At 43.0% G+C, this 21557-nt stretch carries 15 protein-coding genes and 2 pseudogenes; 6 read left to right on the plus strand and 11 right to left on the minus strand.

Going from position 1 to position 21557, the window contains the following annotated elements:
• Nucleotides 1-263: 263 nt before the first annotated feature.
• The 6 genes from LHL20_RS14860 to LHL20_RS14885 form a co-directional block, all read right to left on the minus strand.
• Entirely contained in the window at nucleotides 264-767 is a 504-nt protein-coding gene (locus tag LHL20_RS14860; RefSeq protein ID WP_226433865.1) for a chemotaxis protein CheW, read from the minus strand.
• Complete coding sequence (locus tag LHL20_RS14865; protein ID WP_226433866.1) at nucleotides 764-2719, minus strand: chemotaxis protein CheA; 1956 nt, start codon at nucleotides 2717-2719, stop codon at nucleotides 764-766. Before LHL20_RS14865 ends, LHL20_RS14860 begins: the two co-directional genes overlap by 4 nt.
• 36 nt (nucleotides 2720-2755) lie before the next feature.
• The gene (locus LHL20_RS14870; protein WP_226433867.1) at nucleotides 2756-3121 is read right to left on the minus strand and encodes a response regulator; all 366 of its coding nucleotides are present in this window, start codon (nucleotides 3119-3121) and stop codon (nucleotides 2756-2758) included.
• 58 nt (nucleotides 3122-3179) lie between these two features.
• Nucleotides 3180-4328, minus strand: a complete 1149-nt coding sequence (locus LHL20_RS14875; protein ID WP_319003239.1) for a methyl-accepting chemotaxis protein — start codon at nucleotides 4326-4328, stop codon at nucleotides 3180-3182.
• A 377-nt stretch (nucleotides 4329-4705) separates the two neighbouring features.
• Entirely contained in the window at nucleotides 4706-5350 is a 645-nt protein-coding gene (locus LHL20_RS14880) for a transporter substrate-binding domain-containing protein (RefSeq protein ID WP_226433869.1), read from the minus strand.
• A 268-nt stretch (nucleotides 5351-5618) separates the two neighbouring features.
• Entirely contained in the window at nucleotides 5619-6344 is a 726-nt protein-coding gene (locus tag LHL20_RS14885) for a hypothetical protein (RefSeq protein WP_226433870.1), read from the minus strand.
• 311 nt (nucleotides 6345-6655) lie between these two features.
• On the opposite strand from LHL20_RS14885, the gene LHL20_RS14890 reads away from it, so the two are divergent.
• Nucleotides 6656-8560, plus strand: a complete 1905-nt coding sequence (locus LHL20_RS14890) for a winged helix-turn-helix domain-containing protein (RefSeq protein WP_226433871.1) — start codon at nucleotides 6656-6658, stop codon at nucleotides 8558-8560.
• Nucleotides 8561-9309: 749 nt separating this feature from the next.
• Here the strand turns inward: LHL20_RS14890 and LHL20_RS14895 are convergent.
• From LHL20_RS14895 to LHL20_RS14910, 4 genes and pseudogenes are all read right to left on the minus strand, one after another.
• A pseudogene (locus tag LHL20_RS14895) lies at nucleotides 9310-9465 on the minus strand (IS5/IS1182 family transposase); the annotation flags it as partial.
• A gap of 243 nt (nucleotides 9466-9708) precedes the next feature.
• Nucleotides 9709-11826, minus strand: a complete 2118-nt coding sequence (locus tag LHL20_RS14900) for a TonB-dependent receptor (protein WP_226433872.1) — start codon at nucleotides 11824-11826, stop codon at nucleotides 9709-9711.
• Nucleotides 11827-12002: 176 nt separating this feature from the next.
• Nucleotides 12003-13073, minus strand: a complete 1071-nt coding sequence (locus LHL20_RS14905; RefSeq protein ID WP_226433873.1) for a PepSY-associated TM helix domain-containing protein — start codon at nucleotides 13071-13073, stop codon at nucleotides 12003-12005.
• A gap of 411 nt (nucleotides 13074-13484) precedes the next feature.
• Complete coding sequence (locus tag LHL20_RS14910) at nucleotides 13485-13673, minus strand: hypothetical protein (protein WP_226433874.1); 189 nt, start codon at nucleotides 13671-13673, stop codon at nucleotides 13485-13487.
• 587 nt (nucleotides 13674-14260) lie between these two features.
• Here LHL20_RS14910 and LHL20_RS14915 point away from each other — a divergent pair.
• The 5 genes and pseudogenes from LHL20_RS14915 to LHL20_RS14935 all read left to right on the plus strand — a co-directional run bounded on the left by LHL20_RS14915 (nucleotide 14261) and on the right by LHL20_RS14935 (nucleotide 21227).
• Nucleotides 14261-15550: a tyrosine-type recombinase/integrase gene (locus LHL20_RS14915; protein WP_014978046.1), complete on the plus strand. Its 1290-nt coding sequence runs from the start codon at nucleotides 14261-14263 to the stop codon at nucleotides 15548-15550.
• 424 nt (nucleotides 15551-15974) lie between these two features.
• Nucleotides 15975-16508 (plus strand): annotated as a pseudogene (locus LHL20_RS14920) (MauE/DoxX family redox-associated membrane protein); the annotation flags it as partial.
• Between the two features lie 665 nt (nucleotides 16509-17173).
• Nucleotides 17174-18988, plus strand: coding sequence for a copper resistance system multicopper oxidase (locus LHL20_RS14925; protein ID WP_014978042.1), 1815 nt, complete (start codon nucleotides 17174-17176; stop codon nucleotides 18986-18988).
• Between the two features lie 9 nt (nucleotides 18989-18997).
• On the plus strand, nucleotides 18998-19744 hold the full coding sequence (locus LHL20_RS14930; protein WP_226433875.1) for a copper resistance protein B: 747 nt from the start codon (nucleotides 18998-19000) through the stop codon (nucleotides 19742-19744).
• Between the two features lie 157 nt (nucleotides 19745-19901).
• A complete protein-coding gene (locus LHL20_RS14935) occupies nucleotides 19902-21227 on the plus strand; it encodes an APC family permease (RefSeq protein ID WP_012516915.1) in 1326 nt (441 codons plus the stop codon).
• 155 nt (nucleotides 21228-21382) lie between these two features.
• Here LHL20_RS14935 and LHL20_RS14940 read toward each other — a convergent pair whose 3' ends face one another.
• Complete coding sequence (locus LHL20_RS14940; RefSeq protein WP_012516914.1) at nucleotides 21383-21538, minus strand: hypothetical protein; 156 nt, start codon at nucleotides 21536-21538, stop codon at nucleotides 21383-21385.
• Nucleotides 21539-21557: the final 19 nt, after the last annotated feature.

The raw sequence follows: 21557 nt of genomic DNA on the forward strand, positions 1-21557 counted from the left end.
AGCGTTGGGTGTTACAAAATATACGTTGTAATGAAAACAGCGATAAAATATGCAACCATTCCACTTAAGTTGTTGTTATTTTTTATTGTTATTACAAACAACCAACTCTCAATATTCGCTATATTAAAATCATTTTTGATAATTCTAACGGACTCAATAACCGGCCTATCCGTAGTATCGGCTACAGCAACAGCATTCTGTAGCAACATTACCCATTATTAAGCTGCGCTATTAAAACACTGATAAGAAGCACCTACAAGTTATCACATTTCACCAAGAGCACTCTCAGATGCCACCAAACCCAACTCGTCGCTCGTAATTAGGCTTTCTATATTAACCAGAATCACCATGTGCTCATCAATATCAGCTAAGCCATGTAAATAGCGACTGTCAAAAGCAACACCAAACTCAGGAGGGGGTAAAACTTGCTCTTCTTCAAGACGGATAACGTCAGATACACCATCTACCACGATACCGACAATGCGCTGTTTGATATTAAGCATAATGACGATAGTGAACTCGTTGTACGTAGCTTCGCCTACATTAAACTTAATACGTAAATCGACAATAGGAACGATGTCACCACGTAAATTAATCACACCTTTTATAAATGCGGGAGCGTTGGCAATTTTCGTTACTTGCTCGTACCCTCTAATTTCTTTTACTGTGGTGATATCGAGGGCGTAGTGTTCATCGCCAAGCACAAAGCTGAGGTATTCTTTGTCTTGCCCCCCAGTAACCGCTTGTTGAAGTGAAGATTGACTCATGAAAGCAGTTCCTCTAATTGACTTGATGTGTAAGTAGTGGCGATTGAATCTGCGTCGATAATAAGCGCTACTTTGCCATCGCCCATAATAGTTGCCCCCGCAATACCGGCAACTTTGCGATAATGTAATTCCAAGCTTTTTATGACTACTTGTTGTTGACCGACCAATGCATCAACCAAGATACCGAAGCGCTTTTTGCTACTTTCAAGCAAAACGACAATGCCTTCGGTCGCTGACTTCTGAGCTCCATCAACATCCATAAAGTCATAAAGTGGAACAAGTGGCCAATATTGGTCGCGAACATACAGTACAGTGTCATTACCCAGAGTTTTCAGCTGATGTTTTTGCGGTTGAAATGACTCGACGATATTCAGTAAAGGAATAACAAAAATCTGTTCGCCCACAGACACACACATACCATCGACGATAGCCAATGTAAGCGGCAAATGAATAAAGAAGGCCGAGCCTTCGCCAGCATTGGATTCAATTTCAATACGACCGCCAATCGATTCTATATTTCGACGCACTACATCCATTCCTACGCCCCTGCCTGATACGTCGGTAATGGCATCGGCTGTGGAAAAGCCAGGTTGAAATATTAACTGCCAAACGGCTGAATCTGGCATGTCGTCAGATACCGATAAACCGTTACTTCTCGCCTTATCTAAGATCTTCTCGCGATGCAGACCACCACCATCATCAATAATACTAATAATGATGCTGCCCCCCTTTTGTTCAGCGCTTAAAATGACGGTGCCTGTTTCAGACTTGCCGTTGCTTCTGCGCGCAGATGGGCTTTCAATACCATGGTCTATGCTGTTTCTCACTAAATGGGTTAGTGGGTCAACAAGCTTTTCAATTAGGCTCTTATCTATCTCGGTATTACCGCCTTGTAATACAAGTTCAACTTTTTTGCCCAACTTACTGGCGAGATCGCGTACCAACCGCGGGAATCGATTAAATGTAGCGGTTAACGGCAGCATCCGCATCGACATTACAGATTCTTGAATTTCACGGGTGTTACGCTGAAGCTCATCAATAGCTAGTTGCAGTCGCTCACCTATCTGGCCATCAACTTCATGACCTATCATAGAAAGCATAGACTGAGTAATTACCAGTTCGCCTACCAAGTTCACCATTGCATCTATTTTTGTGGTGTCGACTCGAATTGATACGGTCTCTCGAGAAGCCACCGGTTTAGCTTGCTGGTTAGCTTCAGAAGTATTTTTAGGCGCCGTAGGCGTAGGTTTGTTTGACAAAGGCTTCGGCGTGTTGCTCTCGGCAGGGCTCTCATCTTTAGGCGCGATTGAAGGCACTTTGTTTTCTGCGTTAGCAGGAAGCGCAACATCATCAAAAAAGCCGAAACCGTCGTCTTCATGCACACTTGATTTGCTTTGAGGTTGAACGTCTTCTTCGTCAAAAAATCCGAAGCTATCGTCTGATGTTTCAGTTACGACTGCACTCGGGTTTTGCGCTGTGTCATCGTCGTCGAAAAAACCGAAACCGTCATCGTCTTCAGCCGTAGTGTGCGGCGACTTATCACCACTCGCACCGCTTTGTACTTGTCCATCGATGGCAGCATTTAACACCGTAATTCGCTGGGCTATATCATCTTCAGGAACAGGAGATTGTTGTCGGTAGGCCGTGAGTGTTGCCTTTAGCACATCCAGCGTTTCTAGCAGTACATTGACTATTTCAGTAGTGACACTGAGTTCACCATTGCGGGCTTTATCTAGCAAGTTCTCCATTACATGCGTAAGGTTCATCAATGCATCAAAGCCGAAAATACCACTACCGCCTTTAATAGAATGCGCCGCACGGAAAATACTATTGAGTTCTTCTGGATCAGGGGCGTCAACATTTAGCCCCATCAGCAGCTGCTCCATATCGTCTAGGTGTTCTTCACTTTCCTCGAAGAACACGCTGTGAAACTGCTCAATATCAATGCTCATATTGAATCTTTCCGGAATAAAAAGAAAAAGGTGTGCTTATCCCAACACACGCTTGGTAACGTCTAGCAGTTTGTTGGGGTCAAAAGGTTTCACCATCCAGCCCGTTGCGCCCGCAGCTTTGCCTTTTGCTTTCATATCATCACCGGCCTCTGTGGTTAGCATAACGATTGGCGTTTTGGCGTAGCTTCCTAACCCTCGAAGACTTTTCACCAGCGTTAGGCCATCCATACGCGGCATATTCTGATCAGTTAATACAAAATCAAAACTTTGACCTTGGCACTTATCCAACGCTTCTTGACCATCCTGAGCTGTAGTTATGTCATATCCAGCACTTTTCAGCGTCATTTCTACCATTTGACGAATCGAGACAGAATCGTCCACGACTAAAATACGTTTGCTCATATGCTCACCTCTCCTCATGTTGTCAACATATGACAACGGTTTATTCCTTATTAAAAGCCTAGAACAACTCAACGTCGCCGGCCGCCATTGACGTAGCGGAAACCGGGTTGTGGTCATTTTTTCCTTTAGCGGCTAACCCTTTTTGATACTCGTTAAGTGATTGAATAAAGTCAGTTAGATTGTCTGGGTTAAGTGTTTCAAGCTTTTCAATCACAAATTTTATAATGTCTTGAGTGTATTGGATGTGCTGACCATTGATATCACCAAACTGCATACCCCGAATGGCGTTATTGATCGCTTCATTAAGTTGCTGGCCAATATCTTCTATTTGTTTGGTTGTTTTTAAGTCTGCTTCCGTCTTTTTGATAATTTCTGACAAGCGTTCGCTAATGTGATCTTTCGCTTTCACTACCTGTGAAATGTCTTGTGAAGCAACAAACTCGGCGGTATCAGTTAATTTATCTACAAGGTTTCGGATGTTCTCCACTTGCGTTTTTATCACATCGCTAAATTGTGTAGAACGCGTTGAAAGCGCGCGGACCTCATCAGCAACTACCGCAAACCCTCTTCCCGCTTCACCCGCTCGCGCTGCTTCAATGGCTGCGTTTAGCGCCAATAAATTGGTTTGTGCAGCAATATCGTCAATACCACTAAGCGCGTCGATAACGGTTGGCATGGCTTGCTGAATAGTTTGCACTTGGCTCATTAGCTGTTGTGTTGAGGAGGACATTTGCTCTGTAGATGAAATGAATTGCTTGAGTGTTGCGTCGGTTTCTTTGGCAAAAGAGCGCATTCTGTCTGGATATGACAAAGTATGCGCTTCGTCAACATTTAGTAAATCTTCGATGCATTCAGACTGGTCGGCCTCTAACGCTTTTAGGCGGTTAAATGCTTCTGACAAGGTTACCACTGCATCGTCCTGAGTGGATTTAATAGCAGATAAGTTGGAGACGCAGGTACTCAATGACGCCGCTATTTTTTGGCCTACGGCAGCAATATTGCTGTCGTTGTGAAATGACGGCGTCTGCCGCTTCTGATTTACGCTATGTTGAACCTGATGGGGTTTAGACGATTGAAGGTATTGATGAACCAAAAGACCTAGCAGGAAAGCGCTAAATGCCAGTGCGCTAAGTAAATCAGAAACGAATAAATACAAAATCCAAGACAATATAAGCCCTACACACGTAACAATACTCGCGTTTCTCATTTGCTTGGATGTATTCAAGCTTGAAGATACCTCGTTTACCGCCAACTTGCGTTCCTCTTTTCTTTCGCCACGTCCTTCACATTTTTCTTCACGCTCACCAATACAATGCTATTTTTGCTTGCTAGGATGTTGTTTGTTAAAGCGTTGAGAAGACAGCGTTACGCCATTCGCCATCAAAACCATAAGCACTACTTTTGTCTAAGTTCGCTTATGGCTTAAGCGTAGTACTCATTTTCAAAAGTTGACAAGAATGCACCGCCTTTTTTTGTAAATTCGATGACATAGCAACTATTTGGCTGTTTTTGATTGCCGCTCATTACAAGTTAATGAGCAGTTGCAGGTACGCTGATGCTATGACTTTTACGCTATAAGAGGAGCTAATGAAAAAGATCCATAATGTTACAGGCAGGATTAAGATAAAGCGTGACAGGTGTAACAACCAGCGCACTTTTTGAAAATTGTAGCGCATCGTCATTGTGCTGAGCAAAGGACAAATTATCACTTAAGGCATAATCTACACGACCACTTTTGACAAGACGCATACCGGTGTCGATGTCTTCAACAAACACTACACGTAAGCCTGCGTCGGTAAATTGTTGTGCAAACGCAGAGTCTTCTTTTGTACGCAGCAAGACTACACTTTTACCATTGAGTTCATTGAGTGATTGCCATATAAATGTACTTTCTTTAGCTAGGCGCACCAATCCAACGCTCACTTCGCTTTTGGACAAGACAATCGACTGCGATTTGATACTTTCATCGGCGGGATAAAAGCTCGCACACCAATCACCAGAACGAATTATTGCGGCAGCTCGCCCAGGTGGTGCATACACAGGTCGCCATGTTATGTCGTCACTAAGGGCAGCTTTTCGCAACAGTTCAAAAGCGATACCGTTACTTGGCTCTTCAGAATTTGTAAATGGCGGATACTCAATAGCAAGCACGTCAATTGTTTTTGCCCAACTCGCTATAGGCAGCAATATCAGCGCAACAATGATAGTAGGTAAGCAGACTAATCGCATAAATAAGGTTGAGAGGTATTAGATATGTAGAATAGTAGTAGAGCGAATGAAAACTTGCATCTTTTAACGACCCCCTTGGCAATCAATGACCATCTCACAAGAACAGGTTTAATCGAGTATCCTTTTTTCGCACTTTCCTTGTCGCTCAACGGATTTCCATGACACCTCCCATAAGCAAAACAATTTCGTGCTACCTTTATTTTAAAACAACTTTATCTTGATTTAACTATCTGCGCCTCGACTAAGTCAGGCGCAGCTGCAAATAAGGTTAGTCGTCAGCTGGCGCTAACACTCCCTCAGAGTTGAATATCTCACCACTATCTTGCCATGGCGTTGTTTCCAATTTCGGATAACCTTCCAAGTATGTTACCTCTCCGCCTGTCCGACTTTTGATTTCACGAACAACATCAAGAACCGTTTTTTCTGCCCACGCTTCTGGAGAACCAGATATGGCATAAGCTGCTTCTCGCGCTAACCCATCAAGCCCTAAGAAACCACCACCTTCTAGCTTCGTGTAGTTAGCATAAACATCAAGTGCGTAACCTTCTTGATACTCCCATAGGCAAAGGTTGAAGCTCATATCGAAAGCATTTGATACTGTTCGTCTTGCTGTAGCAGTCCAAACTGCACCTTCGCACTCGGCAGTTTTAAGCATATTGGAAAGAGATGAATTCATTTTCATTGCAAGTTGCATCATTCCACCCATTTGCTCTCCCATACCTGCTGCGGCATTAGAGGGCTTAAAGCGTCCTGGCTTTTGTGGAACATCTCCCATAACGATAGGGTTTTGCTCGTCCGCTGATGAAACATTTGCACCAAGACCGTCGGAAGCAGCATCGCGCACTTCATAACGATCGGCACTGGTCTTTATATCGAAAACGCGATAAAGCTCGATGCTTTTCTGCTTTTCCGTCATTGCATTATTCATCGTCGAAGAGCACGCGGTTACAAAGAGGGTTGAAGCCACGACTGCAAATGCGCCCATCTTTTTCATTTTGAGTTCCTATTCTTATCAGTTCTAAATATTTTTAGCTTTCAGGGGTGGTGTAAGAGGTCAGTATTATTACTGGCAGTGAAATGAGTCCTTACATAGCACATCTCTAATACACCGAGCGATAACAGGGTGCTATGCGCACTTTAAAAAGCGGTAGTGAAAAAGTGAGAAAGACCATTACCTAGTGTGATTAAAGTGTGAATCTTTATATTTATCAGCAAATTAAGAGCAACACAAAGTTGTATTGATTTGGATTGCATTGACGTATAACATCTCCGACCAGTGTATTTTAGTAATAATAATTTAGCCTTGTGACACATAGAATAAACGGATTTTCACTATCACCAGACCTTCGTTCGGCAAACAAAAACGATAAAACGATTAATTTTACCCACCAAGAACAATTAGCGTTGAGGCTATTCTTGGACTCAGAGGACGGGTTTGTCGATCGCCAATTATTGGAGTCAACGATTTGGGAAAAGCAGATTGTTACTCAGAATTCGCTAAGAAAATTGATGAGCGAGTTACGCTGCAAGTTCGAAAGCAAGGAATGTATCCAAAACATTAGAGGGAAAGGATATAAGCTGGACTTCGAGAGCTTCACTACAAACAAAATTACTGCTTCTATTTGGAAGAACAGCAAACACTCCAAATATGCTTATGTCACTGTATTTGTGTTGTTACTAACATCATTAGCGCTAGTAATGCACCTCACACTCAGCCCTAAGCAAGCAGTTATTCCTAAGGTTTCCACACAGTCTATTTTTGACTCAAACGCACAAATTATTGACTATGCTCTGTACGACGGAAGAATGTATGTTACAACGAGTGGAGACGGCCAATCTAACTTGTATGAAGTGGTAAATCGCAAGAAAAAAGTTCTTTTGTCAGCCCAATATACAGGTGCATTTAGAGGCATAGAAATTCACAAAAGCGGCAAAACTGTAATGCACTTCGTCGAAGACGGGTTGTGCAAAATAAAAGTTTTTGCTGTCCCGGTTAAAAATCAGATTGATGAAATTCCTTGTAATAGACAAAACGCGTTTCCTTCATTCGATTGGATAGACGAGAATAAATTCTATGTTACCTATAATGTGGAACTTGCAGGCTCTATAGTCCCTCACATTTATGACTTAGAAACAGGCCTTTTAGAAAAAGACACATCGTCTTCATTACTCCCAGCTACCGGTGAGAAAGTTATCGACGCATTTATAAAAGCAACAGATACAGGCCTTTACTCACTAAGAGAAGACCATTTAGACAAAATGTCACTGGTATATTTTGAGGGTGACAACCAGAGAAGCATTTTTGACTACAGGGCTAAGCCCTATTCTTTCGGCCTATCGCAAGACCATTTGTTTTTTGTGGGGAACAACAACGAACTTCTTAAACTTGATGTCTCAGGAGATATGCTGACAAAGGCGATTGAGCCTGAACTTGTATTAGCTCCGCAAGCAGTAAAGCTAGACGACCCACTAATTTTTGAAGACGAGCTGTATTTTTCGCTTGGGAACAGTTCGAGTGAAGTGATTCGAAGTATGTTTGGTACATTTACTCACGAATTAGAAAGCGGTATTCGAGATTTCAAAGTAATAGATAATCAAATGTTTATTTTGGCGCTCACCAATACTGGTTATGCGGTAGAACGCCTATTAGACGAGAGAGTCATTGAAACACTCTACTTGGACACCGAATTAACCCTTCGCAGCATTACATACTACAAGGACGATATCTATCTCGCGGGGCCTTCTGGCATTTATGTGGTCACTGGAGAGCACCTAGAACCTGTCAGCTCTTTAAAAACACGAACAATTGTGTCTAACGATCAATGCATGCTAATAGAAAGTGACGGCATCCACATATTTAATGACCAAACCAGGGTGTTCGATAAATTGGCAGGACAAGGAGAGCGCCCTTTTATCAGTAACAACGGATGCTCATTTGTAGACAATCTTACTGGTAATATTGTGAATCATGCACAAGATATTCATGGAAAGCAGTTGATGAGAAAAATGCTCTTCGAATACAAAGGGAAACTTGCTCATTGGTACAGCAAAGGCGAGTCAACGTATATCGTTGATATTGAATCCGGAGAGACAATAGCCAAAACGAAACAAAGAGTGCTGTTTAAACGGCTGGCGTCTTACGGCGACGACATCCTCTTTTTGGGTTCAGCTGACGTAAATTCGTCTATTATAAAACTGCAATTCTTTTAGCAATGTTCTCTAACAACAGATGGACCGCTGGGTCTTACGAATATTGTGAGAATTTTCGCTAAACATTAAGCAAGCTTCATTCCTAAGCTATTTTAGCAATCAGCTAGTCGGCGATACTACTGCCTGCGCTTTTATCAACGGCCCCGTGGCTAGAGGCGCATGCGTAGACTCTTCAAAAAAACTTCAGCTTTTTTCCAGTAAATTTCAGCTTTTGTACAGGTATTAAATACCAAGAGTTCTTAGTCTTTGCTTCAAGTAAAGAGCAGGTATACCTCCTCGTTTTTTCGTCGTTAATGTAACCACAAATAACTTGAAATGGTGCCAACATGAAAATGTCTATACAACTATCAAACGCTATCTATTATCACGTCAGCAGAATCGGTCTCGTTGTACTTCTGTTTGTCGCCCTTTTCTTATTACTGAGCGCGTTCAAGGGGCACCTCCCAACTGGAAAACAGTTTCGCGCATCGGGTATATCACTTCATTGTCTAGAAAAAGCTGATCCTCTTAGCCAAAGGCTAAAAAAGAACACGACGCTGAAATGCTTATTTGGCTATGTTTAAGTGTGTGAAATGTAGTGGTTAAAAGCGCAAGGCTTTAATGATGGAGCCCAGACGGGATCGTAACGCGCCAGGCACTGGCACCGACACGGTCGGTGCTTTTAATACCGTAGAATCAAAAAAGCCCCGCTAATGCGAGGCTTTTAAGAATGGTGCCCAGAGGCGGGGTCGCAACGCGCTGTGCAGCAGCAGCGGATACAGGCGACGACCATTATCCGCCTTGGGATAAAAAGGCACTGTCACGCCCACCAATTGAGACCGCGGTAACAGGTTATCCATTCGGGATAAGAATATTTCTTTAAGGGTTTAGCGGCACTTGCTGAAATATTCACTATCGGCGAAGGTAAATTATTGGCTCATGGACACGCACCGTGATTCAACAAAACCAAGCACATGGTGCACTGAGAAGTCTTGATAACTTGTAGTGGCTTAAATGCCCAGGTTGAGGTATCAACATAGGCAAAAAAGCGCGTATAAGCTGTAAGCGGGAGAGTGTGGCGGCATTACGGTGAGATTCACCAACTATGAGGCGTTGAAAGTGATGGTAAGGAAAAGACACCTCGCCTGCATTAGGCGAGGTGGCATTAGTTAGAATGTGTAAGTGACACCAAGCGTTGCTGTGGTACCTAACCCTTTAATATTGTAGCCACCATAGGTATACGACTGAGCGCGAGCAGGATAATAGTCGCTGTTAAACAGGTTTTCGACGCCCATAAACGCGTTCCAGTTGTCAGCGAACTGGTACTGTCCACTTAGGTTAACAATATTGTAGCTCGATATAGGCCCTTGATCACCAACATAGTCGCCGTCAGCATTTGGCGAGAAGCGTTTGCGATCGCCCACATACAGATAGCTAACTGTTAGCGATAAAGTGTCTGATGGCTTCCAATTTACGTTTGCCGTTGCTTTGGGTGGGCTAATTTGGCGAGAGCCAAGGTACACGTCAGCTTCGGTATTTTTCCCTTCAACGTAACTATATGTAGCTACCACGTTGAGCGTTTCTGAAATACGGTAATCCACTAAGCCTTCGTAACCCCAAATTTCCTGTGGTGCGCGTACTGGCTCATACACACCTGTCACCTCGTTGAAACTATTGGTAGTACCTAATTCAGATGTACTTCTGTAAGCCGCAACTTCAAGGCGTATCTGGTCGAAAAGAGAAGTGAAACCCACTTCGTAGTTATCGATGATAGAAGCTTCAGTTTGAATAAGGCCAATATCATCTACTGTTGCAGCGCGCAGTAGGCGGCCAATGTCAGCGATATCCGAACCTTGCGAGTAATTAAAGAACGGGCTAAAGCTGTCGCGCCAGTTGTACTTTATCGCAATGTTATAAGTAGTGGCGTCGTAATCTATGGTGTCACCCTTAACTTGAAGAGGAACAGAGCATTGAGTTTCTGAGCGACACAGCTTTAGTGTTTCGTAGTCATCAACCGATAAGTCGATGCTTTCCCTTCTCACACCCGCCTTTACAATAACGTCGTCGCGAATTACCCACTTTGTTTGTAAAAAGCCAGCTAAGCTGTCCATTTCCATTTCAGGTACCCACACGCGCCCATCCACCAGCGGCTGTGAGGTGGTGTCTTTCAGTGCATCGATACCATAAATGAACGTAGCTTCAACACCATCAAAATCAACAGCAGTATTAAATGTCGCGCGAGCGCCGCGCTTTTCAGAGCGAATGATAGACTGACCACCGTCGTAGCCTTCATCTGGATTAGCTAAGTTAGGTGAAAAGAAAAATACATTCTCAATATCCTGTGTGTACATATCAAGCGTCATTTCGCTGTTTGCAAAAATATTGCTGTCTGTGTATTTCAGAGTGATGTTCTCATTCCCATCAGGCCCCTGTGGTTTCCCGCGTTTTTGCAGAGCTTCAGGTACGTGAATAGCGTAGGTTTTAACACCTTCGTTGATGTCTCCGGGAACATCCGCCAAATCAGTTTTCTGTTGAGAGCTAAAGTAGTTGTAGCTGAACTGAAGACGTTTTTCTTGGTCGAAGTCGTAACCTAATTTGGTAAAGTAATTCTGTGTTTCAGCATCTGACAAACCGTACTGCAAACCTAAAATATCGCCTTCAGCATCGCGCTGAACGCCGTTTTCCTCGTAGCTGGCGGTTACAAGGTAATCAAAATTCTCCACCTTCCCGTTAATCGCGGCTGAGATACGTGCACCGGCTGACTCTTCAAGCTTCACTGAGCTAAAACGTGAGGACAAACTCACTTGGCCCTCATGCGTGTCTTGCGCCGCCGCTTGCTTGGTAATGTAGTTGATAATACCGCCCGACGCCCCGTTACCATAAACAGACGTGGCGCCCTTAATTACCTCAATTCTAGCAAGCGCACTAGGGTCAATCGTTTTCACACCTAACGAACCATTTCTAAGCGGCGTAGACTGAGGCACGCCGTCAATCATCACAAGCGGAGCACGTCCGCGCAGAGACTGGCCAGTATTGCTTGAACTACCTGTGTCAGGAGCAAGGCCAGGTACCATCTGCGCTAACAAGCTTTGTAATTCAGGGTTCACCTTCAGGTGATCCTCAATCTGTTTTCTGGAAATAACGGTGATCGATGCAGGTACTTCATCAATACTTTCAATCACACGACTTCCAGAAACAATAATGCGTTCCATATCGTTTGGAGCATCATTCGCGAGAGAAGGTGCACTAACGGCCAGGGCAATAAGCGTAAGCGATGGTTTTAACATGAAAACTCTTTTTAGAATTTAGGTTTAGGAAAGGCGCGTTATACTAAAGGTGTAAGCGCACAATGTAAAGCAAATAAAAATCATTCTCATTATCCTGAATGATTTTAGTAGTGAGCTTAGATAATGAAATCTAGATGAGATGAATTTGAAGCCCGTCGCTCAGCCATAAAAGCGCGTCATTTGTAATGGCGTTTATACCAAAAATAAAACCCTGTAATTGTAAAAAACGCTGGAAGTAATGCGATAAATAACCAGATAAATTCAAGCAATGGGCCTGCGAAGTCGCCTATGTGAAATTTGTATTTGAAGTTCCACACCTGCGTCGCAATATTCGCTTTTGACGCATCGTAATAGCCCGTTACTTTCCCATTCAAAGGGTTAGCCCATACCCAACTATAGGCGTGACTTTCACCTGGGTTTTGCATTCTAAACCCCAGATGTTCACTTGGCTTTTTAGGAAAATAAATGCGAAATAATGACGCATTCGGAAACACCTCCATTGCATTTTGGTAGGACTCATCGATAGCCACTGGAGCAATATTAGCGTCATAAGATAACGGCTCTGGAACTGGCCTAGTCTCAACCTTTGAAAAAGTAACGGCTTCCACCACCTGCTGCGTAGCGCTTTTCCAATTAAACGCCATGCCGCTAAAAGCGATGAGTATGAGCGGTATAGCCAAATAAACGCCCAGCACTGTGTGAAGTTGATACATGAGAATTCGAAACTTGGCGCGGCGCTTAATCGTTAAACGTTTTAATCTGTTTTTTGGCTTTACCCAAAGATAAAAACCCACAATCACTTCAAGAAGCAGTACCAAGGCACTTACTGACACCCAATTTCTAAGTGGCATTTCGTTATTACCATCTTGATACAACAGCCATCGATGGATAGCCATGGTGAATCCATAAATCGTGCTGTAATAATCGTATCTATGAAGTATTTCGGCCGAGTTAGGGTTTACGCTTATATATTCGCCGTTATTGAGCTTCGCTTGCCAAGCAAGCTCAGGGTCTGACTCGGGCATTAAAAGCTCGATTTTCTTATCTGTCTGGTTTTCTAGCGAGCTCACAATACTGGAAAGCGGTAATAGAAAGCCTTGAGGCTCTATGGTCCACTTTTCTGGCTGTACAAAGGTTTGGATATCTTTTGCATAAATTAGCAGCGCACCGGTGATACTGAGGCAAGTAATAAATAACCCACACACCAGCGCTAAAATAAGATGCAGTCGTCGTACCCAAAGTTTCAAAATAGCGTTCACATATTGCGAGATAAATGCGAATAGTAACGATTATCGAAAATAGTTCAACGATAGTTAAACGCTACAATCAGACTTAAAATCGCATTAGGCAAATGAATCTCTCCTATTTTGCAGTAAGATTATTAGATATATTAGCGGGAGTACTTATGGACTTAGCTTCCTAAGTGCAATCAAAGGTGGTAGTAAATTCTTTATTAAAACCAGTAAATACCAATCATCCTTAGAGCATCAAGGCACTGGAATTAAAAGAGCATTCCTATGGTCGGCGGCCAATGCGCTGTGTAGCGAAGGTTTGTATAAAAAAGGCACGAAGAAAATTCAAAAATATTATTGATAGACGAACCTGAAATTAATCTTCACACATCTATAATCAAGGCAGCTCAAAAGGCGATTTATGCACTAGCTGATATGCAAGGTTGGCAAATCATATGTGCCACATACTCGCCAATATTTATTGTAGTGGTCAGGACGAGTTTTCTCGTTCCACGCCAGTCGCTCTATACATGCCTTAGGTAGTTCGCTCCACGTTGGGCTATAAGCAGACTCCCCATTTAGCCCTACTCCTGAAACTTCTGGTAACAAACCCATGATTCTAATCCAGAAAGTTACGTGAGACACGATAAGCCAGGTGCGTTTGTGGAGGGTCAATGAAGAACCTGCTGTTTCTCTAGATAAAAGGGTTTCCCCTTAGCTAGGGTGGGGCTGACTTGAAAATGTAATCGATTGCCGCCGACTACATATTTGAAGTTTGTCAGTAGAAACTGACCATGCCTCAACGAATAAGCCGAGTTCATAGCTCGTTTTTTTCGTTTCTGCCCATGCGAAATTTTCTAATCGATAAGAACCACTCCGTTTTCAGGAGCGATTTTTTGGTAGGAAAGCGTTTTTTTGATAAAAAAAGCCCCGCGATTGCGAGGCTTCTAAGAATGGTGCCCAGAGGCGGGATGGCAACGCGCTGTGCCAGCAGCACCGACACGGGCGGTGACTTTCATATTTCAAAATCAAAAAAGCCCCGCGGTTGCGAGGCTTCTAAGAATGGTGCCCAGAGGCGGGATCGAACCACCGGCACGCGGATTTTCAATGCAAATAACCACTCTAAAGCATTGAAAATATGCAACTTTTAATTTCTTTGCAAATTCTTTGCAAAGAGAGCTCTTTTCTGTTTTACTGGCGCTATGGCAAAACAGACTGAAAGACACGACATAAACGACGAGCTGTATATCTTTAAACAAGATAACAGTGAGCGCTGGTATGCGCGATTTATACTAACCAATCACAAAAAATGGCTCTGTAAATCAACTAAGAAGAAAGATAAAGACGAAGCTATCGCCATGGCACATCGAATCTTCTTAGACCACCAAATTAGACACGAAAATAACACACTAGTCCAAAGTAAGCGATTCAAAGACGTAGCTGACCGCGTCATCGAAAAGCTTGAAGAGCAACTAGAACACGGGGGCGGTAAACGCACCTATAAAGACTATATTCGAGCGTTAGAAAACTACCACATCCCCTACTTTTCGCGTACGTTTATCACCTCAATTGACCAAGAAGAAATATCTAAGTTTGATGAGTGGCGTAAGGGACGAATGAAGAAGTCTCCAGCCTCCTCTACATTATTAACTCACAATGCTGCTCTTCAGCTCGTTTTTAAAGAAGCTATTGAGCAAAAATGGATGATCGCCGCTCAAGTACCTGTTCTTTCTTCGAAAGGTGGAACAGGCACACGTCGTGCGGCTTTTTCTGAAGAAGAGTATGATGTTATCCTCAACGAAATATATGAAGGTGAGCAAAACGCTCATAGTGAAAAGACCCGTCAAATTCGTGAGTTACTATACGATTACTGTGAAATAGCAGTTAATACCGGAATTAGGCCCGGCACGGAGATGGAACACCTAACTTGGAAAGATATCGAGATTAAAACTCAAGGTTCAAAAGCTCAATTTTTCATCAATGTCTCTAAGGGTAAAACAACAAAATATACGGGACCGCGTAAAGTAGTTTGCAAACGTGATGTGATAGGAGCCCTAACGAACCTACGAGAACGCTTTCCATTGCGCACACCCAATCAAAAGCTATTTTTGCTAGCAAGTGGCGAGCCCACAAGGCAATTAGGTAAGGCATTTGAGAAAGCTCTTCAAAGTTCCGGATTAAAAGAGTCACCCAGAGGACCTCGAACGCTGTACTCTCTCCGACACACTTACATTACGTGGCAGCTTCTCAACGGAACCAGCATAGACGTAATTACGCGTCAATGTGGAACCAGTACAGAAATGATCGAGCAGCATTACAGTCATGTAAAACCCGAGATGTTTGCAGATGCATTATCTGGAGTTACTTTTGATAAAGAAGAACCAAAAGCATTGTCTAAGAAAACCTTACATAGACGCGCAAAGACCGCAGAGCGCGATGAAAAACGCTTCAAGGAATGGGTAGAAGAGTATAAAAGGCGTGGGTGTATTTAGTCCACCATATAGGAGATAAAGTTACTTTTTTGTCGTTTAACGGTGGCTTCTTCGGTTGCTTTTAAAAATAAAGAATAGTTATTGAAGATATGTAAATTTAATCAATGCGCTCTAAAACCAAACGAAAATCATAACTCAGTAAAAAATTCAATTACTAGTATTGATTCATAATCTTCGAAAGTCTGCAGGAAGAACCTCAAAACCCGCAAAAATGTCCGTAAGAGAAGTAAATAGCACAGCGCAGCTCGTATGTTCATCTGTTTGAACTCAAGCTGTAACTGCTTTTGGAAACTAGAGTTATCAGGGATGAAGGAATTACCGAAGTTGTGCGTATGCTCCTATAGTAATCCCAAATATATCTGCATAAGCGACTCGAATAAAAGCGCCAAGATCATAGCCCAGATTTAAATCAGTTTTGAGATAATTAGGCGGATATGATGAGCTTCGTAAATACTTCGGGAAAGGAGAAGCGGGGCAGAACGGAACTACTTATGCACCTGTTATTGCGATTTTTTCTGTGGCAGCTCTGCTATCGTTAGCATTCCAGTTCTTTGTTTCTGAAGACTTCATCTCTATAAGAACACTGGTTCTCTTTATTGCTTTCTCAATGACACTACTTGCAGTTCAAAAATTGAAGGATTTGTATAGTTTTACAAATTCGTTCATAACCTACGATTTGTTGGCAATGAGGTGGCTTCGATATGGTTACATCTACCCATTTCTTGAAGCCTACGCGGGGATAGGAATGGTAGCTCAACTGCCTGCCATAGCTGTTGCGCCATTTTCACTATTTATAGGAACCGTTGGGGCAATTTCTGTCTTTAAAGCAGTATATGTGGATAAACGGGAGCTCAAATGTGCTTGTGTCGGTGGGGACAGTAACGTGCCGTTAGGTTTTGTTTCACTATCAGAAAACATTTTTATGATAGCAGGCGCATTTCTCATGTTATCTTTTTAGTTACAAGAGTTACTTATCGACTAAACTTAATAAAAGTAACTCTATCAGCTTTTAAGATTGAAAAGACTGCTTGTTTAACTACATAGGAAGTTGTTTATCTTAGTTACAAGCAAATGTCATTGATTAAAGTGTCCTTAAGACTTATCTTGTCTAAGGGAATAACGTCGCGTAAAGGTTGAGAGCAAATACAAAGTTATGAGATCTATTATTTTCACACTATGCATTGGATATTTATTGGTACTGTTTACCGTGCCAGTTGATGCGAGTGAAATGAAAATGGATGAACATAGCTCATTAACTAAGGTTTCTCACAAATTCGCAGACGCTCATGAGGAGAAACGTAGCAGTTCACCTAGTTCTAAGCATCAAAGCGCTCACACTGATGGACACCCCTCGCATTCGGGTAAATCAGGTTGCTGCAATGATGGATGTATGTGTATAGCTACCAATTGCTACCACTTTACAAGTCTTTTTTACGTTCCCATTCGTCAATTTGAAACAACGTTTGCTGAGCAGTATGACATTATCGCTCTAGCTGTTCCCTTCAAAATTTTCACTCCACCTTTTCGTCCACCGATAGCCTAAGGCACTGACTTAGTTAGTAATACTTTTTAAATGGATGAACTTCCTTCGTCCAGTTAGTATCAATTCAAAGGCTAAAAACTATGAAAAATTCTATCGACAACGGTCGCAGAAGATTTGTGCTCGGTGCCCTAACCTCGAGCGCTGCGGCTGCGTTAACCAACGTTAGTCCTCTATGGGCAGCACCTGTTGGTCGCCATTTTAAAGATCAAGTTTTGACAGGTGATATTAAAAATCTCAATGTGTCAAAAGCGCAATTGCCAATAGGCTCAAATATGGGCTCACCTATAACGATCAACGGTCAAATGCCGGGCCCGTTGATTAGATTGAAAGAAGGACAGCGAGCGCACCTCAATGTAACTAACCACCTTAACCAAGATACTTCAATACACTGGCACGGGATTATTTTACCACCAGATATGGATGGCGTTCCGGGAGTTTCCTTTGCCGGAATAAAACCTGGCGAAACATTTAAATATGCATTCGATGTCGAGCAAAACGGCACCTACTGGTACCACAGTCATTCAGGCCTCCAAGAACAGTTGGGCCATTTAGGACCTCTTGTGATCGACCCTGCAAATGGAGACATTGGGGCTGATAGGGAACATACAATTATTTTAAGCGATTGGACGTTTTCAGACCCCCATGAAGTTATGCGAAAACTGAAGGTAGCGGAAGGTTATTACAATTATCAAAAGCGAACTATTTTCGACACGTTAGAAGACGTAAAGAAAAAAGGGTTTGCCGATACATGGGAAGAGCGTGCTATGTGGGGTGCAATGCGTATGAGCCCTCGCGATATAGCTGACGTTACAGGCAGTACATATACATACTTAATGAATGGCCGGACACCACAGGACAACTGGCAGGCCCTGTTTAAAGTAGGCGAAAAAATCCGGTTGAGGATTATAAATGGTTCTGCGATGACTTATTTCGACTTTCGCATCCCAGGGCTTGAAATGACGGTTGTAGCTGCAGATGGTCAGCCTGTTAAACCAGTAAATGTGGATGAATTTCGAATTGCAGTAGCGGAAACTTATGACGTAATCGTTCAGCCAAAAGAGCGAAAAGCTTATACCTTTTTTGCGGAAAGTTTTGATAGAAGTGGATATGCGCGTGGCACCCTAACCCCGTCAATTGGCCTTACTGCAGAGGTTCCCCCACAGCGAGTTATCACAGAGCGTGGCATGGCGGCGATGGGGATGGACATGTCTGGTATGAAAGGCATGAATATGGATAAGTCCAAGGTCGACAGCTCGGGCATGGCTGCTCCAAAAGGTGAAATGAAAGGAATGGGGCAGCATAGCGCCCATACAATGCATGGCACCCAAATGGAAGGAGAAATGACCCCCTCCAAAAAGCTCCCAGTAGAAAGCATAGACATTGTCCACAGCGAAGACGGGCACGGCGCTGGTGCAGCGATGATTGCTAAAAATCCAAGCTCTAGGTTGGATGAACCTGGGATCGGTTTGGAAGACAGCCCACATCGTGTCCTTGTTTATACAGATTTAGTCGGTGAAAGTCCTTGGCCTGACGAAAGAGAGCCGGAACGTCAAATTGAGCTTCACTTAACGGGCAATATGGAAAGGTACATGTGGTCGTTCGATGGCAAAAAGTTTAGTGAAGTAGACGGATATGTACGTTTCAATTATGGCGAGAGACTACGTCTGATCTTGGTTAATGACACTATGATGGATCACCCTATTCATTTACATGGTATGTGGATGGAACTTGAAAACGGCCAATATCCAAGACCTCGTAAACACACGATCAGCCTCAAGCCTGGAGAGAAGGTCTCGTTACAAATCAGCGCAGATGCCCCCGGTGAGTGGGCGTTTCATTGTCACCTGCTATACCACATGGAAGCAGGTATGTTTCGTGTTGTACAGGTCGCATAGGAGATTAAAATGAAACAGATATTAATAGCAGGCCTAATAACATTAACTTTGAGCGTTGACAATGCTTTGGCTCAATCAAGAGATGACTGGCCATCTCCTATTCCTAATGAATATTTTGGCCAAGTTCTATTTGACCGGCTTGAATATACTCGCACTGATGAGCAGCAAAATATAGCGGTCTGGGACATGCAGGCGTGGTATGGCGGAGATTACCATCGTCTTGTTTTTAAAAGCGAAGGCGAAAATACACAAAACGATGGAATGCCTACTGATCTGGAACGAGCAGAACTGTTGTACGGTTATCTCGTTTCTTCTTTTTGGTCTATACAATTTGGTGTGGGCATAAAGGGAGAGCTGTCATCCGATGCGGATATGGAAAACTATGCGGTGGTCAGTTATCAAGGTCTAGCGCCTTACTGGTTTGAAATGGAAAATTCACTGCGTATTAACGAAGACGGTGACATGCAGTTCATCAATGAAACCGAATATGACTGGCAACTAAGTCAAGTTTCCTATCTGCAACCGCGACTGGAAGTTGTTGCCAACCTCACCGATTCTGAAAAGTATGACCGTCAAAGCGGGTTGAGTAATATTCGTATTGGTTTGCGATATCGGCATGAAATAGTGAGGGAGGTAGCACCTTATGTCGGTGTTTATTACAGCAAAGCTTTGGGAAATACAGCTGATGCATTAAAGGCTGAAGGCAAGTCAACCAGTGAAACTGGTGTAGTGTTAGGTGCAAGGATTTGGTTTTAAACGCCCTACGCTAAAAATGAAATAACTGGTATGCCATTGCCAGTTATTTCTTTCTACACGTCTTCGAATTTGTTTTGTAATGGGCCTGTGTCCTTATATTTGCTGCAGGTTGCTTTTGTTGTTACTCAGGCTCACATGACATAAAGGAGTAACCAATATGAATGAACACGAGCATTCAAACAGGAAAGATTCGTTAAGCCTCTGGGGCGCGGTATCGATGGGAACTGGTGTAATGATAGGTGCTGGTATATTTGCTTTAACCGGGCAAATAGCAGAGCTGGCAGGCACATGGTTTCCTTTTGCGTTTTTAGTTGCAGCGATAATTGCAGGGTTTAGCTCATACAGTTACATCAAAATGGCACAGAAATACCCCTCTGCAGGTGGTATCGCCATGTTTCTGAAAAAAGCCTATGGTAGAGGTCTGCTGACTGGTGCCTGTGCATTGCTAATGTTTTTTTCCATGGTTATCAATGAAAGTTTGGTAGCCCGCACTTTTGGCACTTATGTCCTACAATTGTTTGACTCTCAGGGCGCTGAGTGGCTTATACCAGCGCTTGGCGTGAGTCTTCTTATTGTGGCATTCATTGTTAATATTTTGAGTAATCAATTCATACAGACCCTCTCATTTATTATGGCTTTTATCAAAATAGCAGGACTTGCAGTTTTGGCAATTGGTGGGCTGTGGGCAACCGGTTTGTCGTTTGAGAGCGTTTCAGCTCAACCGCAAGATACCAGCGCAACCGGTTTTCTCGGAGCCGTGGCACTTGGTATTTTGGGATACAAAGGATTCACTACAATCACAAACAGCGGAGGCGAGCTCAAACAACCAGAAAAAAATGTAGGAAGGGCCATAGTCATTTCTATATCCATTTGTGTGGTACTTTATGTTTTTGTCGCAGTTGCAGTAGGAGCAAATTTATCAATTGGCGAAATAATACAGGCAAAAGATTATTCGCTTGCTGAAGCATCTCGACCCGCATTCGGCCAGTATGGTGCTTGGTTTACTATAGCTTTCGCGATTATTGCCACGTCTTCCGGTGTCGTTGCCAGCATCTTCGCTGTTTCAAGAATGCTATCGATGCTTACATCAATGCAACTTGTGCCTCACCGTCATTTTTCATTACCGGGAGATATAAGAAGACATTCCTTAATTTATACGTTAGTCATCGCAATATTTCTTACCATATTCTTCGATTTGAGCCGCATAGCCTCCATCGGTGTAGTTTTTTATATCGTAATGGATATCTTCATCCACTGGGGAGTGTTCAAGCATTTACGAGATGATGTGCAAGCTAAAGCTTGGGTACTAGTCAGTGCAATTATTCTCGATATCATTGTTCTTCTATCTTTTATGTGGGTGAAAGCAAAATCAGATATCTTCATTGTTGGGATTTCTGTGGCTGGACTTCTTATCGTATTCGCGGCTGAGAAATGGTTTCTAAAGCTCCATGCGTATGATGATGATGATAAAAATTATAACTGATGCAAATCATTGAAGCTGTTCATGAACTACATCGACGGAGTAAGACAATATTCAGCGTAGGCAGAGTAGCAGCCTAAAAGGTAAGCGCAGTTGTTATGAATAGGAAAGGAATTAACCGGCATTAGCGTGCCGGTTATTTTTACTCGTGGCACACTTTAACCGCTTTTTTGCTGCTTCAGTGTATTCATTATTTCAGCAAACTCCTGTCCTTTTGACTCAGGTGGCTGGCTACAACCCTGCTTCTCTGTATTGGTTTGACTGGGTAGTTGCATGGCTTGCTGTAAGGCTAATTCTGAATTATTGGTTATCATAATATCTCACCGTTAGTTT

The sequence above is a fragment of the Alteromonas sp. McT4-15 genome (assembly GCF_020515205.1).
GTDB lineage: Bacteria > Pseudomonadota > Gammaproteobacteria > Enterobacterales > Alteromonadaceae > Alteromonas.

Bases quoted from the DNA above. Each gene is read 5' to 3' on its own strand.
- LHL20_RS14860 (WP_226433865.1), bottom strand. From the start codon at position 767: ATGAGTCAATCTTCACTTCAACAAGCGGTTACTGGGGGGCAAGACAAA.
- LHL20_RS14865 (WP_226433866.1), bottom strand. From the start codon at position 2,719: ATGAGCATTGATATTGAGCAGTTTCACAGCGTGTTCTTCGAGGAAAGT.
- LHL20_RS14870 (WP_226433867.1), bottom strand. From the start codon at position 3,121: ATGAGCAAACGTATTTTAGTCGTGGACGATTCTGTCTCGATTCGTCAA.
- LHL20_RS14875 (WP_319003239.1), bottom strand. From the start codon at position 4,328: ATGAGAAACGCGAGTATTGTTACGTGTGTAGGGCTTATATTGTCTTGG.
- LHL20_RS14880 (WP_226433869.1), bottom strand. From the start codon at position 5,350: ATGCGATTAGTCTGCTTACCTACTATCATTGTTGCGCTGATATTGCTG.
- LHL20_RS14885 (WP_226433870.1), bottom strand. From the start codon at position 6,344: ATGAAAAAGATGGGCGCATTTGCAGTCGTGGCTTCAACCCTCTTTGTA.
- LHL20_RS14900 (WP_226433872.1), bottom strand. From the start codon at position 11,826: ATGTTAAAACCATCGCTTACGCTTATTGCCCTGGCCGTTAGTGCACCT.
- LHL20_RS14910 (WP_226433874.1), bottom strand. From the start codon at position 13,673: ATGGGTTTGTTACCAGAAGTTTCAGGAGTAGGGCTAAATGGGGAGTCT.
- LHL20_RS14915 (WP_014978046.1), top strand. From the start codon at position 14,261: ATGGCAAAACAGACTGAAAGACACGACATAAACGACGAGCTGTATATC.
- LHL20_RS14925 (WP_014978042.1), top strand. From the start codon at position 17,174: ATGAAAAATTCTATCGACAACGGTCGCAGAAGATTTGTGCTCGGTGCC.
- LHL20_RS14930 (WP_226433875.1), top strand. From the start codon at position 18,998: ATGAAACAGATATTAATAGCAGGCCTAATAACATTAACTTTGAGCGTT.
- LHL20_RS14935 (WP_012516915.1), top strand. From the start codon at position 19,902: ATGAATGAACACGAGCATTCAAACAGGAAAGATTCGTTAAGCCTCTGG.
- LHL20_RS14940 (WP_012516914.1), bottom strand. From the start codon at position 21,538: ATGATAACCAATAATTCAGAATTAGCCTTACAGCAAGCCATGCAACTA.